This window comes from Acidovorax sp. Root219 (assembly GCF_001428665.1).
Classification (GTDB): domain Bacteria; phylum Pseudomonadota; class Gammaproteobacteria; order Burkholderiales; family Burkholderiaceae_C; genus Acidovorax.
Window position 1 is genome coordinate 335,710 of record NZ_LMIJ01000014.1, and the last position, 15,483, is coordinate 351,192.

A 15,483-nucleotide genomic window follows, 5' to 3' on the forward strand; every position below is an offset into this window, starting at 1 on the left:
GCCTTGGGTGTTGCGCGGTGGCGCTCAGGCGATAAAGGGCGTTGGAGCCCTTCGCTGCTGGCGCCAAAAGCGCGTGCAGCTATTGAAATTATAGCTTTTTGCGGACAATGGCCGTTTCAGTGCGTATCCGCGAGCCAGTCGCGCCGCACCAGGAAGCGCTCGGCCAGCGCCGCTTCGGCCGAATCGGCACCCTCCCGGCGCTGGTACGACCACGACACCAGGGGCGGCATGGACAGCAGGATGGACTCGGTGCGCCCGCCCGATTGCAGGCCGAAATGGGTGCCCCGGTCCCATACCAGGTTGAACTCCACATAGCGGCCGCGGCGGTAGAGCTGGAACGCGCGCTCGCGCTCGCCATGGGGCATGCCCTGGCGCTTCGCGACGATGGGCAGGTAGGCCGCGAGAAAGGCATCGCCCACGGCCTGCGTCATGGCCAGGCTCCGATCAAACCCCAGCTCCGAGAAATCGTCGAAGAACACCCCGCCCACGCCGCGCTGCTCATTGCGGTGCTTGAGAAAGAAGTACTCGTCGCACCACTGCTTGAAGCGCGGGTATTTGTCGTCGCCAAAGGGCGCCAGCGCATCGCGGCAGGTGCGGTGAAAGTGCACCGCATCGTCCTCGAAGCCGTAGTACGGCGTAAGGTCCATGCCGCCGCCGAACCAGCAGGTCGGCGCCTGCCCAGGGTGGCCTGCAGCGATCATGCGCACGTTCATGTGCACCGTGGGCACATAGGGGTTGCGCGGGTGGAACACCAGCGACACGCCCATGGCCTCGAACGGCGCACCCGCCAACTCGGGCCGGTGCTGCGTGGCCGATGGCGGCAAGAGCGGCCCGCGCACATGCGAAAAGCCGCAGCCTGCGCGCTCGAACACGCGCCCGCCTTCGAGGATGCGCGTCACGCCATCGCCCTGCAGCGCCTCGCCGGGCGCCTTGTGCCAGGCATCGGCCAGAAAGCGGGCTCCGCCCTCGCCCTCCACGGCCTCCAGGGCGTCGATGATGCGCAGCTGCAGCCCCTGCAGGTAGCTGCGCACGCGCTCCACCGTGGCGGCGGTGTTCAGGGAGTCAACCGACATCAGCCTTTAAGGGCGCGAAAGCCGATGTCACGGCGGTATTGCGCGCCGTCGAACTGAATGTTGCGCGCCACATCGTAGGCGCGCTGCTGTGCCTGCTTGACGCTGTCGGCCAGCACCGTCACGCACAGCACGCGGCCGCCCGTGACGCTGACCACGCCGTCCTTCAGGGCCGTGCCCGCATGGAAGGCCACGGCGTCGTCCGCATCGGCCGGCAGGCCGGTGATGGTGTCGCCCTTGCGCGGGTTCTCGGGGTAGCCGTGGGCGGCCATCACCACGCCCAGCGCGGTGCGGCGGTCCCACTGCAACTCGATCTGGTCGAGCTTTCCGTCCACGCCGGCACCCAGCACGTCGGCCAGGTCGCTTTTAAGGCGCATCAGAATGGGCTGGGTCTCGGGGTCGCCCATGCGGCAGTTGAATTCGAGCGTCTTGGGATGGCCCTTGGCGTCGATCATCAGGCCTGCGTAGAGAAAGCCGGTGTAGGGAATGCCGTCCTTTTCCATGCCACGGATGGTGGGCAGGATGATCTCGCGCATGGCGCGGGCGTGCACATCGGCCGTGACCACGGGCGCGGGCGAATACGCACCCATGCCGCCGGTGTTCGGGCCTTCGTCGCCGTCCTTCAGGCGCTTGTGGTCCTGGCTGGTAGCCAGGGCCAGCACGTTCTTGCCGTCGCACAGAACGATGAAGGAGGCTTCCTCGCCTTCGAGGAAGGCTTCGATCACCACGCGGGCGCCCCCCTCGTTGTGGGTCACGCCGTACTTGTTGTCCACCAGCATGAAGTCCACGGCATCGTGCGCCTCTTTCAGCGTCATGGCCACGACCACGCCCTTGCCGGCCGCCAGGCCGTCGGCCTTGATGACGATGGGCGCCCCCAGGCGGTCCACGAAGGCATGGGCCGCGACCGGGTCGGTGAAGGTGTCGTAGTCTGCCGTGGGAATGCCGTGGCGGCGCATGAAGGCCTTGGAGAAGGCCTTGGAGCTTTCGAGCTGCGCGGCCGCCTGCGTGGGGCCGAACACGCGCAGGCCATGCGCACGGAATTCGTCGACCACGCCAGCGGCCAGCGGCGCCTCGGGCCCCACCACGCTAAGGCTGATCTTCTCGGCCTGAGCCCAGATGCGCAGCTCGCGCACGTCGGTGATGGCCACGTTCTCCAGCTTGGAGTTCAGGGCCGTGCCGCCGTTGCCGGGCGCCACGAACACCTTGGTGACCTTGGGAGACTGGCTGAGCTTCCAGGCCATTGCGTGTTCACGGCCGCCGCCACCAATTACAAGAACCTTCATACCAGCCTATTAGAACCTGTCTGCAACCGGCCAAACGGCTGTTACAGGGACAGTGTTGTGAATTCAATCGTGGCAGCGTTTCAGAGCGCAGCGTTGTGGTAGATCTCCTGGGCATCGTCCAGGTCTTCCAGGATGTCGAGCAATTTTTGCATTCGCACGGCGTCTTCGCCCTCCAGCTCGATGGTGTTTTCAGCGCGCATGGTGACCTCGGACACCTCGGGCGTCAGGCCTGCGGCCTCCAGGGCGTTCTTCACGGCCTCGAAATCGGCCGGCGCGGTCAGCACCTCGATGGCGCCGTCCCCATCGGTCAGCACATCCTCGGCGCCAGCGTCGAGCGCCACTTCCATGACCTTGTCCTCATCGGTGCCCGGCGCAAAGATCAGCTGGCCGCAGTGCTTGAACTGGAACACCACCGAACCCTCGGTGCCCATGCTGCCACCGTGCTTGCTGAAGGCGTGGCGCACCTCGGCCACCGTGCGCACGCGGTTGTCGGTCATGGTGTCGATCATGATGGCCACGCCACCGATGCCATAACCTTCGTAGCGGATTTCCTCGTAGGTCAGGCCTTCGGCGTTGCCGGTGGCCTTGTCGATGTTGTACTTGATGCGGTCGGCCGGCATGTTGGCCGCCTTGGCCTTGTCCACCGCCAGGCGCAGGCGGGGGTTGGCAGACAGATCCCCGCCGCCCGAACGGGCCGCCACGGTGATTTCGCGAATGATGCGGGTCCAGATCTTGCCGCGTTTTTCATCCTGCCGCCCCTTACGGTGCTGGATATTCGCCCATTTACTGTGTCCTGCCACGGGAAGTCCTTTTGTACTGATTTAATCTACTGTGCGCGATTTTACTTTTGCCGAACCCGCATCCCCGAGGAAACCCGAAATGGCCGAACCACTCCTGATAGCCAAGCACGACACCACCGAATGCCACCTGCTCCCGGGCCTGGCCAACCGCCACGGGCTGATCACCGGGGCCACGGGCACCGGCAAGACGGTGACGCTGCAGACGCTGGCCGAGAATTTCTCGCGCATTGGCGTGCCGGTGTTCATGGCCGACGTCAAGGGCGACCTCACCGGGGCCAGCCAGCCGGGCAAGATCGGCGAGAAGCTGGCCGCCACGCTCAAGGAGCGGGGGCTGGACCTGCCCGCCCCCCTGGCCTGCCCCACCACGCTGTGGGACGTGTTCGGCGAGCAGGGCCACCCGGTGCGCGCCACGGTGTCGGACATGGGGCCGCTGCTGCTGGGGCGCATGCTCAACCTCAATGAGACGCAATTGGGTGTGCTCAACCTGGTGTTCAAGATCGCCGACGACAACGGCATGCTGCTGCTGGACCTCAAGGACCTGCGCGCCATGCTGCAGTATGTGGGCGACAACGGCAAGGAATTCACGACCGAGTACGGCAACGTGAGCGCGGCCAGCGTGGGCGCCATCCAGCGCGGGCTGCTGCAGATCGAGCAGCAGGGCGGCACACAGTTCTTCGGCGAGCCCATGCTCAACATCCAGGACTTCATGCAGACGGTGGATGGCCAGGGAGTGGTCAACATCCTGGCGGCCGACAAGCTCATGAATTCGCCGCGCCTGTACGCCACCTTCCTTTTGTGGATGCTGTCCGAGCTGTTCGAGCAGTTGCCCGAAATCGGCGACCCGGACCAGCCCAAGCTGGTGTTCTTCTTCGACGAGGCCCACCTCTTGTTCAACGAGGCTCCCAAGGTGCTGGTGGAGCGCATCGAACTGGTGGTGCGCCTGGTGCGCTCCAAGGGCGTGGGCGTGTACTTCGTGACGCAGAACCCCCTCGATATCCCCGACACGGTGCTGGCCCAGTTGGGCAACCGCGTGCAGCATGCGCTGCGCGCTTTCACCCCACGCGACCAGAAGGCCGTGAAGGCCACGGCCACCACCATGCGGCAAAAGCCGGGCCTGGATATCGAAACCGCCATCACCGAGCTGGCCGTGGGCGAGGCGCTGATCAGTTTTCTCGACGCCAAGGGCCGCCCCAGCGTGACCGAGCGCGTCTTTGTGCTGCCGCCGGGCAGCCAGCTGGGCCCCATCACGCCGCAGCAGCGCCAGGCACTGATGGGCAGCTCGCTGGTGGCCGGGGTGTACGAAAAGGTGGTGGACCGCGAGTCTGCCTATGAAAAGCTCAAGGGCCGCACTGCAGACGCAACGGCACAGGCGACGCCCGCAGGCAAGGGCTCGGTGGCAGCGCCTGCAGAAGAAGGCGGCGGCCTGCTGGGCGGGCTGAACGACGTGCTGTTCGGATCCACCGGCCCGCGCGGTGGCAAGCGCGACGGCTTGGCGCAGACCATGGCCAAGTCGGCCGTGCGCACCATGGGCACCTCGCTGGGCAAGGAAATCCTGCGTGGCGTGCTGGGCAGCGTCTTCGGTGGAAGGAAGCGGTGAGCGCACTCTAAAAATAGTCACATCAGCCCCTCGAAAAAGAGGTAAAACCCCGGAAAACAGACACATAACAAAGGGGGAAACCGATGGGCAAGATCGACAGGCTGCTGGTGCGCTACGGCGGCAACGTGGTGCAACTGGCCATCGCGTTATGGGCACTGGCCCTAGTGGCCGCCTTTGCAGGCTTGCTGCGGCCCAACTGGCGCTGGGCCATCTACCTGGTGTGCACGGTGGCGGTCACCGCCATCGTCGTGCAGTGGACACGCACGGTGCGCGAGCGCTACATCCGCGAGGCGCGCCTGCCCGCGTATCTGAAGCGCAAGCTGCGCGAAACCTACCCGCACCTCTCCCAGAAGGACTGCGAACTCGTGGAGCGCGGGCTGCGCCAGTTCTTCATGGCCTGCATGCGCAGCCGCAAGCAGTTCGTGGCCATGCCGTCCAAGGCAGTGGATGCGCTCTGGCACGATTTCATTTTGCACACACAGGCCTACAAGACCTGGTGCCACAACGCGCTGGGCTTCTTTTTGCACCACACCCCTGCCGAGGCCCTGGGCGCCAAGGCCAGGAACAACGATGGCCTGCGCCGCGCCTGGTTCTGGGCCTGCAAGGACGAAGCCATCAACCCCAAGGCCCCCAGCCGGCTGCCGCTGCTGTTTGCGCTGGACGCCAAGATGGCGATTGCCGGCGGCTTCACCTACCTGCCCGACTGCAGCAACATTTTGGCCAAGAACGCCGCAGGCGGCGATGGCAGCGGCACCTACTGCGGCACCAGCTTTGCCGATGGCAGCCACAGCGGCAGCTCGGATGATTTCGGCGGGGCCGACAGTTCCAGCAGCAGCAGCAGCGACAGCTCCAGCGACGGCGGGAGCGATGGGGGCAGTTGCGGCGGTGGTGGCTGCGGCGGTGGTGGGGGCGACTAAGAATGCCATGACGGAAAACTGACGGCGCCTGCCGGCCGGATAACCGTTGCCGACCACGGCAATAACCACACCCCTACAATGGACAGCTTCTGAACTTCAAGGGGGCCGTGTGTCCCCTGTCTATGGAAATCGCAATACTGTTCGCCCTCATCCTTTTGAATGGGCTGTTCGCCATGTCAGAGATCGCTCTGGTCACTGCACGCAAGGCCCGGCTGCAAAAGATGATTGATGAGGGCGATAGCGGCGCAGCCGCCGCCGTGAAACTGGGCGAAGACCCCACCCGCTTCCTCTCCACCATCCAGATCGGCATCACGTCGATCGGCGTGCTCAACGGTATCGTGGGCGAGGCCGCCCTGGCGGCCCCGCTGGCAGCCTGGCTGGCATCGCTGGGTGTACCCCCTCCCTACGGCGGCTACGCCGCCACCGGCCTGGTGGTGGTGCTGATCACCTACTTCTCCATCGTCGTGGGCGAACTGGTGCCCAAGCGCATCGGCCAGTCGCACCCCGAAACCTTTGCGCGCCTGGTCTCGCGGCCCATCAACTTCCTGGCGCTTGCGACCAAGCCCTTCGTCATCCTGCTGTCCACCTCCACGCGCACGCTGCTGCGCCTGCTCGGCGTGAAGGAAACCAGCGGCAGCCCGGTGACCGAGGAAGAGATCCACGCCATGCTGGTGGAGGGCACGACGGCCGGCGTGATCGAATCGCACGAGCACACCATGGTGCGCAACGTGTTCCGCCTGGACGACCGCCAGATCGGCTCGCTCATGGTGCCGCGCGGCGACGTGGTGTGCCTGGACCTGGACCTCAGCTTCGAGGAGAACCTGAAACTCATCGAGGAGTCGGACCACGCCCGCTTCCCGGTGGTGCGTGGCGGCATGGACAACATCCGCGGCGTGCTCAATGCGCGCCAGTGGCTCTCGCGCACCATCCGCGACAAGGCGCACAGTCTCTCCGACCAGCCGCTGCAGACGGCACTGTACGTGCCCGAGACCATCACCGGCATGGAGCTCCTGGACAACTTCCGCCTGTCGGACGTGCACATGGCCTTCGTGATCGACGAGTACGGCGAGGTGCAGGGCATCGTCACGCTGCAAGACCTGATCGAGGCCATTACCGGCGAGTTCCAGCCGCGCGACCCCGAGACCTCGTGGGCGCTGCAGCGCGAGGATGGCAGCTGGCTGCTGGACGGCCACATCCCCGTGCCCGAACTCAAGGACCGGCTGAACCTGGACGCCGTGCCCGAGGAAGAGCGCGGCCGCTACCACACCCTGAGCGGCATGATCATGCTGCTGACCGGCCGCCTGCCCAAGGTGACCGACACCGTGGAGTGGGAAGGCTGGAAGCTCGAAGTGGTGGACATGGACGGCAAGACCATCGACAAGATCCTGGCCAGCCGCCTGCCCGTGCCCGAACTGGCCAACGCCACGGAAACCACGGACGGCTGAGCCCCCGCCCCCGCCTGCCCCATCTGCCACGGGGCGGGCTCGGGCAAAACCCGCGCAGAGTCACCCACGCGACGATGGCGGCGCGGGCGTGCGGCCTACAGTGTTCGCCCATGAACACTGCCGCTCCCACCCTCACCTGCTTTTCCCTGACCACCACCGGCCATGTGGCCCACCTGGTGATGAACCGGCCCGAGGCCATGAACACCATGCACCCGACGTTCTGGCGCGAGCTGGACGCGGTGCTGGTGCACCTGCACCAGGCCGGCGAGGCGCGCGCGCTGGTCATCAGCAGCACCGGCAGGCATTTCAGCGCGGGCATGGCGCTCGAGACCTTCGGCGGCGCCATCACCATGGACGACCAGAGCCCCGAAGGCCGCGCCGCCATCTTCGACCTGCTGACCGACATGCAGCACACCTTCACCCGCCTGGAAAACCTGCGCATCCCGGTGATCATGGCCATCCACGGCGGCTGCATCGGCGGCGCGGTGGACATGGTGACGGCGGCCTGCATCCGCTACGCCACGGCAGATGCCTTCTTCTGCATCCAGGAGATCAACATCGGCATGGTGGCCGACGTGGGCACCCTGCAGCGCCTACCCAAGCTGGTGCCCATGGGCGTGGTCAAGGAACTGGCCTACACCGGCCGGCGCATGCCCGCGCAGAAGGCCCTGGGCTACGGCCTGGTCAACGAGGTCTTCGACACGCAAGAGGCCATGCTGGCCGCCGCGCTGCAGTGCGCCCAGGAGATCGCCAGCAAGCCGCCCGTGGCCATCTGGGGCACCAAGCAGGCCGTGAACTATGCGCGCGACCACTCGGTGGAAGACAGCCTGCGCCAGATGGGCTGGCTGCAGGGCGCCATCTGGAGCAACCGGCATGTGCAGGAATCGGTCGCGGCCATGAAGCAAAAGCGCGCGGGCGACTTCCCTGCCCTCACCCCGCTGCAGCGGTTTTCAGAGCTGGGGTAGGGCCTGCCTCAGCTGCGCTCGCTGCGCGCCATGTGGTGCTCCAACCGGCGCAGCAAGGTGGTCAACGCCAGCGTCATGCACCAGTAGGCCAGCGAGATGGCCAGGTAGGGCTCCCAGTAGCGCGCATAGGCGCCGGCCACGGTGCGCGCGGCATACGCCATCTCGGCCAGGCCGATGGCCGAGACCAGAGACGTGTCCTTGAGCAGCGCGATCATGTTGTTGCCCAGCGGCGGCAGCATGCGCCGAAAGGCCTGGGGCAGCACCACGTAGCGCAGCACCTGCATGGGGGTCAGGCCCAGCGAGCGCCCCGCGTCTGACTGGCCGCGCGAGATCGACTGGATGCCCGCGCGGAACACCTCCGAGATGTAGGCCGCCGAGTTCAGCGTGAGCGCCGCGATGCCCGAGATCAGCGCGCCATGCTCCTGCTTGAGCGTGCGCGCCAGGTCGCCATCCACCAGCAGGCCCGACACCGGGTGGATGAACAGCGGCATCACCGCAAAATGCATGAGCAAAATCTGCACGAACAGCGGCGTACCGCGAAAAAAGCTCACGTACACGGTAGACGGCCAGCGCAGCAGAAAGCGGCACACCCAGTTCCACGGTGCATGGCGCGCCTGCGCCAGCCGCGCCAGGGCCAGCACCAGGCCCCAGCTGCCGCCCAGCAGCACGCAGACCACCGTCATGCACAGGGTCATCCACGCGCCCTTGAAGAACAGCTCGCGGTATTCCACCAGGATGTCTGGCCGGAACCAGCCAAACCACAATTCGGGTTGATCCATGCGTCTCTCCTTCTACCCAGGGCGCGCAGCGTGGCAACCCTTCGTCAGAAAACAAAAAAGCGGCCGCATGGCGGCCGCTGCAAATGACTCAATCGAAACCCGGCTCAGCGGCCTTTGTATTCTTTTGCGAACCACTTCTTGTAGATCTCGCCGTAGCTGCCATCGGCGCGCACGGCGGCCAGGCCGGCGTTGAGCTTGTCCTGCAAGGCCTTGTCGCCCTTCTTGACGACGATGCCGAAGCCTTCTTCAGGGAAGGAAGGGTCTTCCACCGTCTTGAGCGCCGCATTCTGGCTCACGCGGTAGGCAATCACGCCGTTGTCGCCGATGGCCGCATCCACGCCGCCGCCGGCCAGTTCGGAGATGATGAGCGGCGTGCTCTCGAAGCGGCGAATGTTGGCGTTGGTCTTGCCGAACTCGCGCGAGGCCACGTCGTCGGCGGTGGAGGCATTCACCACGGCGATCTTCTTGCCGGCCAGGTCCTTGAGCGAGGCCACGGTGCTGCCCTTGGCCACGGCGATGAGCTGGTGCGCCGCGAAGTACGGGGCCGAGAAGTCGTAGCTCTGGCGGCGCTTGTCGTTGATGGTCACGCCCGAGATCACCAGGTCCACGTCGCCATTGTTGAGCGCCGCGAAGATGCCGCTCCAGGGCGTGTTCACGACCTTGATCTTGAAGTTCTGCTGTTTGGCGATGGCATTGATGATGTCAATGTCGAAGCCGACGATCTGCTTGTCCTTGTTCTCGAACGCGAACGGCGCATAGGTCGCGCTGGAGGCCACGGTGAGCTCGCGGGCCTGTGCCTGGGCGGCCAGGGAAACACCAAACGAGGCGGCCAGGCCGAGGCCCAGGGTGGCAATGCGTCGAGAAATGGACATGGTGGGCCTTGGGAAAGTCGCGAAAATGGGCAGTATATCCACGCCCCGCGCGTGCTGGCATCAATATTCATAGCGGCCTGTGCCCTGTTCTTGGGCCTTGCGCGGGCCCCGTGGACAAAAGTCAGGCAGTTTTATGATGGGTGGAATGTCAGAGCCCTTTCCGACCCGAAAGATTCCACCATGAGCAACGCCAGCCTCCCCCTGCCCACCTACGCGGATGTTGTTTCTGCCGCACAGCGGCTCGCTGGCGTGGCCCACCGCACGCATGTGCTGCGCTCCAACATGGCCGACGCGCTGCTGGGCACCCAGGTGTTCTTCAAGTGCGAGAACCAACAGCGCACGGGTTCGTTCAAGTTCCGCGGGGCGTACAACACCCTCTCGCACTTCACCGAGGCGCAACGCGAGCGCGGTGTGCTGGCCTTCTCGGCCGGCAACCACGCGCAGGCCATCGCCCTGTCGGCCCGGCTGCTGGACATGCCCGCCGTGATCGTGATGCCCGAGGACGCACCCACCGCCAAGATGGCCGCCACGCGCGAGTACGGCGCCCAGGTCGTCACCTACGACCGCTACACCGAGGACCGCGAGGCCATCAGCCAGCGGCTGGCCGAGGAGCGCGGCATGACGCTCGTGCCCCCCTTCGACCACCCGCATGTGATTGCCGGCCAGGGCACGGCCGCCAAGGAGTTGCTGGAGGAGATGCCCGACCTCGACTACCTCTTCGTCTGCGTGGGCGGCGGCGGCCTGCTCGCGGGCAGCCTGCTGGCGGCCGAGGCCCTGGCCCCGAACTGCCGCGTGGTGGGTGTGGAGCCCGAGGCGGGCAACGACGGCCAGCAGTCCTTTCGCACCGGGCAACTGGTGCAGATCCCCACGCCCCACACCATTGCCGATGGCGCGCAGACACGGTCGCTGGGGCAGATCACCTTTCCCATCATCCAGCGCCTGGCCGAAGACATCGTCACCGCCACCGACGAGCAACTGGTCGAGGCTCTGCGCTTCTTTGCCGAGCGCATGAAGCTGGTGGTCGAGCCCACGGGCGCCCTGGCCTTCGCGGGCGCGCGGCACGGCAGCGTGGACGTGCATGGCGCAAAGGTCGGCATCCTCATCAGCGGGGGCAACGTGGACATGGCGCGCTATGCGCGCTTTCTGGCAGACTAGGCGCGACCCAAAAACAAGCGAGCACTACGCCATGAGCACCAACGTCACCGTCATCACCCACCCCCTCGTCCAGCACAAGCTCACGCTGATGCGCAAGAAGGATGCCAGCACCAACAGCTTTCGCCGCCTGCTGGGCGAGTTGAGCACGCTGATGGCCTATGAGGTCACACGCGATATGCCGCTGCAGAACATCGAGATCGAAACCCCGCTGGAGACCATGACCGGCCAGGTGATCGATGGCAAGAAGCTGGTGCTGGTCTCCATCCTGCGCGCTGGCAATGGCTTCCTCGACGGCATGCTCAACGTGGTGCCTGGCGCCCGCGTGGGCCACATCGGCCTGTATCGCGACCCCGCCACGCTGCAGCCGGTGGAGTACTACTTCAAGATGCCGTCCGAGATGGACGAGCGCGACATCATCGTGGTCGACCCCATGCTGGCCACCGGCAATTCGGCCGCCGCCTGCGTCGACCGGCTCAAGAAGCTCAACCCGCGCTCCATCAAGTTCGTCTGCCTGCTGGCCGCCCCCGAGGGCGTGGCCACGCTGCAGAAGGCGCACCCCGACGTGCCGATCTTCACCGCCGCCATCGACCGCGAGCTCAACGACCATGGCTATATCCTGCCAGGCCTGGGCGATGCAGGCGACCGCATCTTTGGCACCAAATAAGAGCGGGCCAGATCGAACAGCCGCCGCAGGGACTCAGTCCTTGGGCGGCTTTTTTACGCCCCAAGCCGGTGCGAATTTTTACCAACTGGTGGCTTTCTTCTGGCAGACTCCATGCCAGCGCCTGCCATCCATTGGCGCACTAATTGCTTGAGACAACGCCAGATCCGATCGCCCATCCTCCATCCGAAGAAGGAATCACCCCATGACCTCACGCCGCATCTTCACCGGCCACCTGTTCTCCACCTCGCTGGCGCTGTCGGCCATGATCGGGCTGGCGCCCGGCGCCGCGATGGCCCAGGCCAAGACCAAGGTGGCGGCGATCTACACGGTGCCCTACGAGCAGCAGTGGGTCAGCCGCATCCACAAGGCGCTCAAGGCGGCCGAGGCGCGCGGCGAGATCGAATACAAGTCCAGCGAGAACGTGACCAACGCCGACTACGAGCGCGTGATGCGCGAGTACGCCACTGGCGGCAACCAGCTCATCGTGGGCGAGGCCTTCGCGGTGGAAGCCGCCGCCCGCAAGGTGGCCAAGGACTTCCCCAAGACCTCGTTCCTGCTCGGCTCCTCGGGCAAGCCGCAGGCGCCCAACTTCAGCGTGTTCGACAACTACATCCAGGAGCCGGCCTACCTGTCGGGCATGGTGGCTGGCGGCATGACGAAGAGCAACAAGATCGGCATGGTGGGCGGCTTCCCCATCCCCGAGGTGAACCGGCTGATGCACGCCTTCATGGCCGGCGCCAAGGAAGTGAACCCCAAGGTGGAGTTCACCATCAGCTTCATCAACAGTTGGTTCGACCCACCAAAGGCCAAGGAAGCCACGTTCGCCATGATCGACAAGGGCGCCGACGTGCTCTACGCCGAGCGCTTCGGCGTGAGCGATGCCGCCAAGGAAAAAGGCAAGCTGGCCATCGGCAACGTGATCAACACGCAGGACAAGTACCCCGACACCGTGGTCGCGTCGGCTCTGTGGCACATGGAGCCCAGCATCGACCGCGCGCTCAAGCTGGTCAAGGAAGGCAAGTTCACGCCCGAGGACTACGGCCCGTACTCGATGATGAAGCACAAGGGCTCGGAGCTCGCGCCCCTGGGCACCTTCGAGAAGAAGGTGCCGGCCGACATCGTGGCCAAGGTCAAGGCCAAGGAGGCCGACATCCTGGCCGGCAAGTTTTCCGTGAAGGTGGACGACAGCCAGCCCAAGTCCACGGCCAAGTAAGCTAGAGCGGCTAACAAAACTCTTCTGGCGTCGTTGCCGCATCTTGTCGTACTACTCGTACTGCCTGCGACGCAGCGCCTAGCCAGAACCGCTTCGCTGAGTTTNNNGGTGGCGGTGCCCACGCATCTTCACCAGCATCCGGGCCACCACCTCACCGCGGTGGCTTTTTTCATTGGGTCCTACCGTAAGCTGTCGCCCATGACGATTACCTCTTTGCTCCCCCGTCGCATCGCCTACCTGGTAGGAGCGCTGGCCCTGGCTGGTGCATTGGCGGGCTGCGCCTCCAACCCGGCCCTGCAAGGTGCCCGCCTCGACAGCACGCCACGCATCGCAGTCATCTCGGCCTTTGCCCCCGAGATCACGGTGCTGCTGCCCCAGGTGCAGCAGCCCGCCAGGCACAGCGTCAACGGCGTGGAGTTCACCACCGGTACGCTGCAGGGCCAGCCCGTGGTGGTGTTCCTCTCGGGCATCAGCATGACCAATGCGGCCATGAACACGCAGCTGGTGCTGGACCGTTTCAACGTCAGCCACATCGTCTTTTCCGGCATTGCCGGCGGGGTGAACCCGGGCCTGCACATCGGCGACGTCACCGTGCCTGCGCGCTGGGGCCAGTACATGGAGTGGCTCATGGCGCGCGAAGACCAGCCCGGCAAGTACACGGCCCCGGGCTGGATGCAGGCCGAGCTGACCCTGCCCGCCTTCGGCATGATGCACCCGCGCCCGGTGGAGGTTCGGTCCGCGGCCAACCCCGAGGTCACGCAGAAATTCTGGTTCGAGGCCGACCCGCGCATGCTCGCCGTGGCCAACGGCCTGGCCACCGTGCCGCTGGAACACTGCCACGCCAGCCACTGCCTGAAGGAGCGCCCGCGCATGGTGGTGGGCGGCAATGGCGTGTCGGGCCAGGCCTTCGTGGACAACAAGGCCTTCCGCGAATACGCATTCAAGACCTTCGAGGCCAATGTGCTCGACATGGAGACCGCCGCCACCGCCATGGTGGCGCACAGCAATGGCGTGCCCTACATCGCCTTCCGTTCGCTGAGCGATCTGGCAGGCGGCGGCGATGGCGCCAACGAGATGGACACCTTCATGCACCTGGCGGCGGCCAACTCGGCCAAGGTGCTGCAGGCCTTCCTCGCTGCCTGGAAGTAGCCAGACCCATGGAGCCTGCTGAAACCGTTCTTCGCCTGACCGGCATCACCAAGCGCTTCGGCAAGCTGGTGGCCAATGATGGCATCGGCCTCACGCTGGCGCGCGGCGAGGTGCTGGCCCTGCTGGGCGAGAACGGCGCAGGCAAGTCCACGCTGATGTCCATCCTGTTCGGTCACTATGTGGCCGACGAGGGCCACATCGAAGTCTTCGGCCAGCCCCTGCCCCCGGGCCAGCCGCGCGCCGCGCTGGCGGCCGGCATCGGCATGGTGCACCAGCACTTCACGCTGGCTGACAACCTCACGGTGCTGGACAACGTGCTGCTGGGCAGCGAGCCGCTGTGGCAGCCGTTCTCGCGCCGCGGCGCGGCACGCGAGAAGCTGCTGGCCGTGTCCGCCCGGTTCGGCCTGCCGGTGCAGCCGGATGCGCGCGTGGGCAGCCTCTCGGTGGGCGAGCGCCAGCGGGTGGAGATCCTCAAGGCGCTGTACCGGGGCGCGCGCATCCTGATCCTCGACGAACCCACGGCCGTGCTCACCCCGCAGGAGAGCGAGGCTCTGTTCCACACCCTGTCGCAGATGGTGGCCGAGGGCCTGTCCATCATCTTCATCAGCCACAAGCTCGCCGAAGTGCTGCGCGTCTCGCACCGCGTGGCCGTGCTGCGCCAGGGCAGGCTGGTGGCCGAGGCGCCCGCGCAGGGCACCACCCAGGGCCAATTGGCCCAGTGGATGGTGGGCCATGCCATCGAGGCCAGCGCACGCCGGCCCGCCAAAAGTGTGAGCGCGCCGGTGTGCACGCTGGCCGACGTATCCACGGCGGCCACCGGGCGCGACCGGTTGCGCGGCGTGTCGCTCACCCTGAATGCGGGCGAGATCCTCGCCATTGCCGGTGTCTCGGGCAATGGCCAGGTGGCGCTGGCCGATGTGTTGTGCGGCGTGCGCGCCGCCACGGCCGGCCAGGTCACGCTGCTCGGCGCACCGCTGCAGGCCAGCCCCGCCTGGGTGGTGAACCAGGGCGTGGCCCGCATCCCCGAGGACCGCCATGCCGTGGGCGTGGTGGGTGACCTGCCGGTGTGGGAGAACGCCGTGTCCGAACGCCTGCGCAGCCACTGGTTCGCCCACCCCTGGTTCCGGGCCTTCTGGGTCAAGCGCGGCGCTGCGCGCCAGCACGCCCAGCGCGTGGCCGAGACCTTCGACGTGCGCGGCGGCGGGCCCGACACCCCGGCCCGCGCGCTCTCGGGCGGCAACATGCAAAAGCTCATCCTGGGCCGCGCCCTGCTGCCGCCGTATGACGCCCACCAAAGCGCACCCGCCCCGCGCCTCATCGTGGCGCACCAGCCCACCTGGGGCCTGGACATCGGCGCCGTCACCTTCGTGCAGCAGCAGCTCATCAACGCGCGCGACGGGGGTGCGGCCGTGCTGCTGATCTCGGACGACCTCGACGAAGTGCTGGCCCTGGGTGACCGCGTGGCGGTGATGCACGAGGGGCACCTGAGCGAAGCGCGGCCCGCCGAGGGCTGGACACGCGAGGCCATCGGGCTGGCCATGGCCGGCTCTGCCCCCTGACCCTTTCCCTCTGCC

At 66.3% G+C, this 15,483-nt stretch carries 14 protein-coding genes; 9 read left to right on the forward strand and 5 right to left on the reverse strand.

Annotated features, from left to right (window positions below; translation table 11 throughout):
- Window positions 1–116: 116 nt before the first annotated feature.
- From hemF to ASE28_RS17515, 3 genes are all read right to left on the reverse strand, one after another.
- Complete coding sequence (gene hemF, locus ASE28_RS17505; RefSeq protein ID WP_057267775.1) at window positions 117–1,073, reverse strand: oxygen-dependent coproporphyrinogen oxidase; 957 nt, start codon at window positions 1,071–1,073, stop codon at window positions 117–119.
- Window positions 1,073–2,353 (reverse strand): phosphoribosylamine--glycine ligase, encoded by a 1,281-nt coding sequence (gene purD, locus ASE28_RS17510; RefSeq protein ID WP_057267776.1) that lies wholly within the window; start codon window positions 2,351–2,353, stop codon window positions 1,073–1,075. Before purD ends, hemF begins: the two co-directional genes overlap by 1 nt.
- Window positions 2,354–2,433: 80 nt before the next feature.
- Complete coding sequence (locus tag ASE28_RS17515; protein ID WP_057203179.1) at window positions 2,434–3,153, reverse strand: YebC/PmpR family DNA-binding transcriptional regulator; 720 nt, start codon at window positions 3,151–3,153, stop codon at window positions 2,434–2,436.
- Between the two features lie 79 nt (window positions 3,154–3,232).
- On the opposite strand from ASE28_RS17515, the gene ASE28_RS17520 reads away from it, so the two are divergent.
- The 4 genes from ASE28_RS17520 (at window position 3,233) to ASE28_RS17535 (ending at window position 8,077) form a co-directional block, all read left to right on the forward strand.
- Complete coding sequence (locus ASE28_RS17520; RefSeq protein ID WP_057267777.1) at window positions 3,233–4,750, forward strand: helicase HerA-like C-terminal domain-containing protein; 1,518 nt, start codon at window positions 3,233–3,235, stop codon at window positions 4,748–4,750.
- A gap of 83 nt (window positions 4,751–4,833) precedes the next feature.
- A complete protein-coding gene (locus ASE28_RS17525) occupies window positions 4,834–5,667 on the forward strand; it encodes a hypothetical protein (protein ID WP_057267778.1) in 834 nt (277 codons plus the stop codon).
- Between the two features lie 122 nt (window positions 5,668–5,789).
- Window positions 5,790–7,112, forward strand: coding sequence for a hemolysin family protein (locus tag ASE28_RS17530; protein WP_057203183.1), 1,323 nt, complete (start codon window positions 5,790–5,792; stop codon window positions 7,110–7,112).
- A 110-nt stretch (window positions 7,113–7,222) separates the two neighbouring features.
- Entirely contained in the window at window positions 7,223–8,077 is an 855-nt protein-coding gene (locus tag ASE28_RS17535) for an enoyl-CoA hydratase-related protein (RefSeq protein WP_057203184.1), read from the forward strand.
- A gap of 8 nt (window positions 8,078–8,085) precedes the next feature.
- Here the strand turns inward: ASE28_RS17535 and ASE28_RS17540 are convergent, their stop codons facing one another.
- Both ASE28_RS17540 and ASE28_RS17545 read right to left on the reverse strand, forming a co-directional pair.
- Window positions 8,086–8,856: an amino acid ABC transporter permease gene (locus tag ASE28_RS17540; RefSeq protein WP_057267779.1), complete on the reverse strand. Its 771-nt coding sequence runs from the start codon at window positions 8,854–8,856 to the stop codon at window positions 8,086–8,088.
- Window positions 8,857–8,960: 104 nt separating this feature from the next.
- The gene (locus tag ASE28_RS17545) at window positions 8,961–9,728 is read right to left on the reverse strand and encodes a basic amino acid ABC transporter substrate-binding protein (protein WP_057267780.1); all 768 of its coding nucleotides are present in this window, start codon (window positions 9,726–9,728) and stop codon (window positions 8,961–8,963) included.
- Window positions 9,729–9,908: 180 nt separating this feature from the next.
- On the opposite strand from ASE28_RS17545, the gene ASE28_RS17550 reads away from it, so the two are divergent.
- The 5 genes from ASE28_RS17550 (at window position 9,909) to ASE28_RS17570 (ending at window position 15,468) form a co-directional block, all read left to right on the forward strand.
- Window positions 9,909–10,883 carry a threo-3-hydroxy-L-aspartate ammonia-lyase gene (locus ASE28_RS17550; protein WP_057267781.1) on the forward strand — a complete coding sequence of 325 codons (975 nt, stop codon included), beginning with the start codon at window positions 9,909–9,911 and terminating at the stop codon, window positions 10,881–10,883.
- A gap of 31 nt (window positions 10,884–10,914) precedes the next feature.
- On the forward strand, window positions 10,915–11,547 hold the full coding sequence (gene upp, locus ASE28_RS17555; protein ID WP_057267782.1) for a uracil phosphoribosyltransferase: 633 nt from the start codon (window positions 10,915–10,917) through the stop codon (window positions 11,545–11,547).
- Window positions 11,548–11,749: 202 nt separating this feature from the next.
- Window positions 11,750–12,760, forward strand: a complete 1,011-nt coding sequence (locus tag ASE28_RS17560) for a BMP family protein (protein WP_057203189.1) — start codon at window positions 11,750–11,752, stop codon at window positions 12,758–12,760.
- A gap of 198 nt (window positions 12,761–12,958) precedes the next feature.
- Entirely contained in the window at window positions 12,959–13,909 is a 951-nt protein-coding gene (locus ASE28_RS17565) for a 5'-methylthioadenosine/S-adenosylhomocysteine nucleosidase (RefSeq protein WP_057267868.1), read from the forward strand.
- 8 nt (window positions 13,910–13,917) lie between these two features.
- Window positions 13,918–15,468, forward strand: a complete 1,551-nt coding sequence (locus ASE28_RS17570) for an ABC transporter ATP-binding protein (protein ID WP_057267783.1) — start codon at window positions 13,918–13,920, stop codon at window positions 15,466–15,468.
- Window positions 15,469–15,483: the final 15 nt, after the last annotated feature.

Coding starts and splice junctions, on each gene's coding strand:
- hemF (WP_057267775.1), bottom strand. CDS start 1,073: ATGTCGGTTGACTCCCTGAACACCGCCGCCACGGTGGAGCGCGTGCGC.
- purD (WP_057267776.1), bottom strand. CDS start 2,353: ATGAAGGTTCTTGTAATTGGTGGCGGCGGCCGTGAACACGCAATGGCC.
- ASE28_RS17520 (WP_057267777.1), top strand. CDS start 3,233: ATGGCCGAACCACTCCTGATAGCCAAGCACGACACCACCGAATGCCAC.
- ASE28_RS17525 (WP_057267778.1), top strand. CDS start 4,834: ATGGGCAAGATCGACAGGCTGCTGGTGCGCTACGGCGGCAACGTGGTG.
- ASE28_RS17530 (WP_057203183.1), top strand. CDS start 5,790: ATGGAAATCGCAATACTGTTCGCCCTCATCCTTTTGAATGGGCTGTTC.
- ASE28_RS17535 (WP_057203184.1), top strand. CDS start 7,223: ATGAACACTGCCGCTCCCACCCTCACCTGCTTTTCCCTGACCACCACC.
- ASE28_RS17540 (WP_057267779.1), bottom strand. CDS start 8,856: ATGGATCAACCCGAATTGTGGTTTGGCTGGTTCCGGCCAGACATCCTG.
- ASE28_RS17545 (WP_057267780.1), bottom strand. CDS start 9,728: ATGTCCATTTCTCGACGCATTGCCACCCTGGGCCTCGGCCTGGCCGCC.
- ASE28_RS17550 (WP_057267781.1), top strand. CDS start 9,909: ATGAGCAACGCCAGCCTCCCCCTGCCCACCTACGCGGATGTTGTTTCT.
- upp (WP_057267782.1), top strand. CDS start 10,915: ATGAGCACCAACGTCACCGTCATCACCCACCCCCTCGTCCAGCACAAG.
- ASE28_RS17560 (WP_057203189.1), top strand. CDS start 11,750: ATGACCTCACGCCGCATCTTCACCGGCCACCTGTTCTCCACCTCGCTG.
- ASE28_RS17565 (WP_057267868.1), top strand. CDS start 12,959: ATGACGATTACCTCTTTGCTCCCCCGTCGCATCGCCTACCTGGTAGGA.
- ASE28_RS17570 (WP_057267783.1), top strand. CDS start 13,918: ATGGAGCCTGCTGAAACCGTTCTTCGCCTGACCGGCATCACCAAGCGC.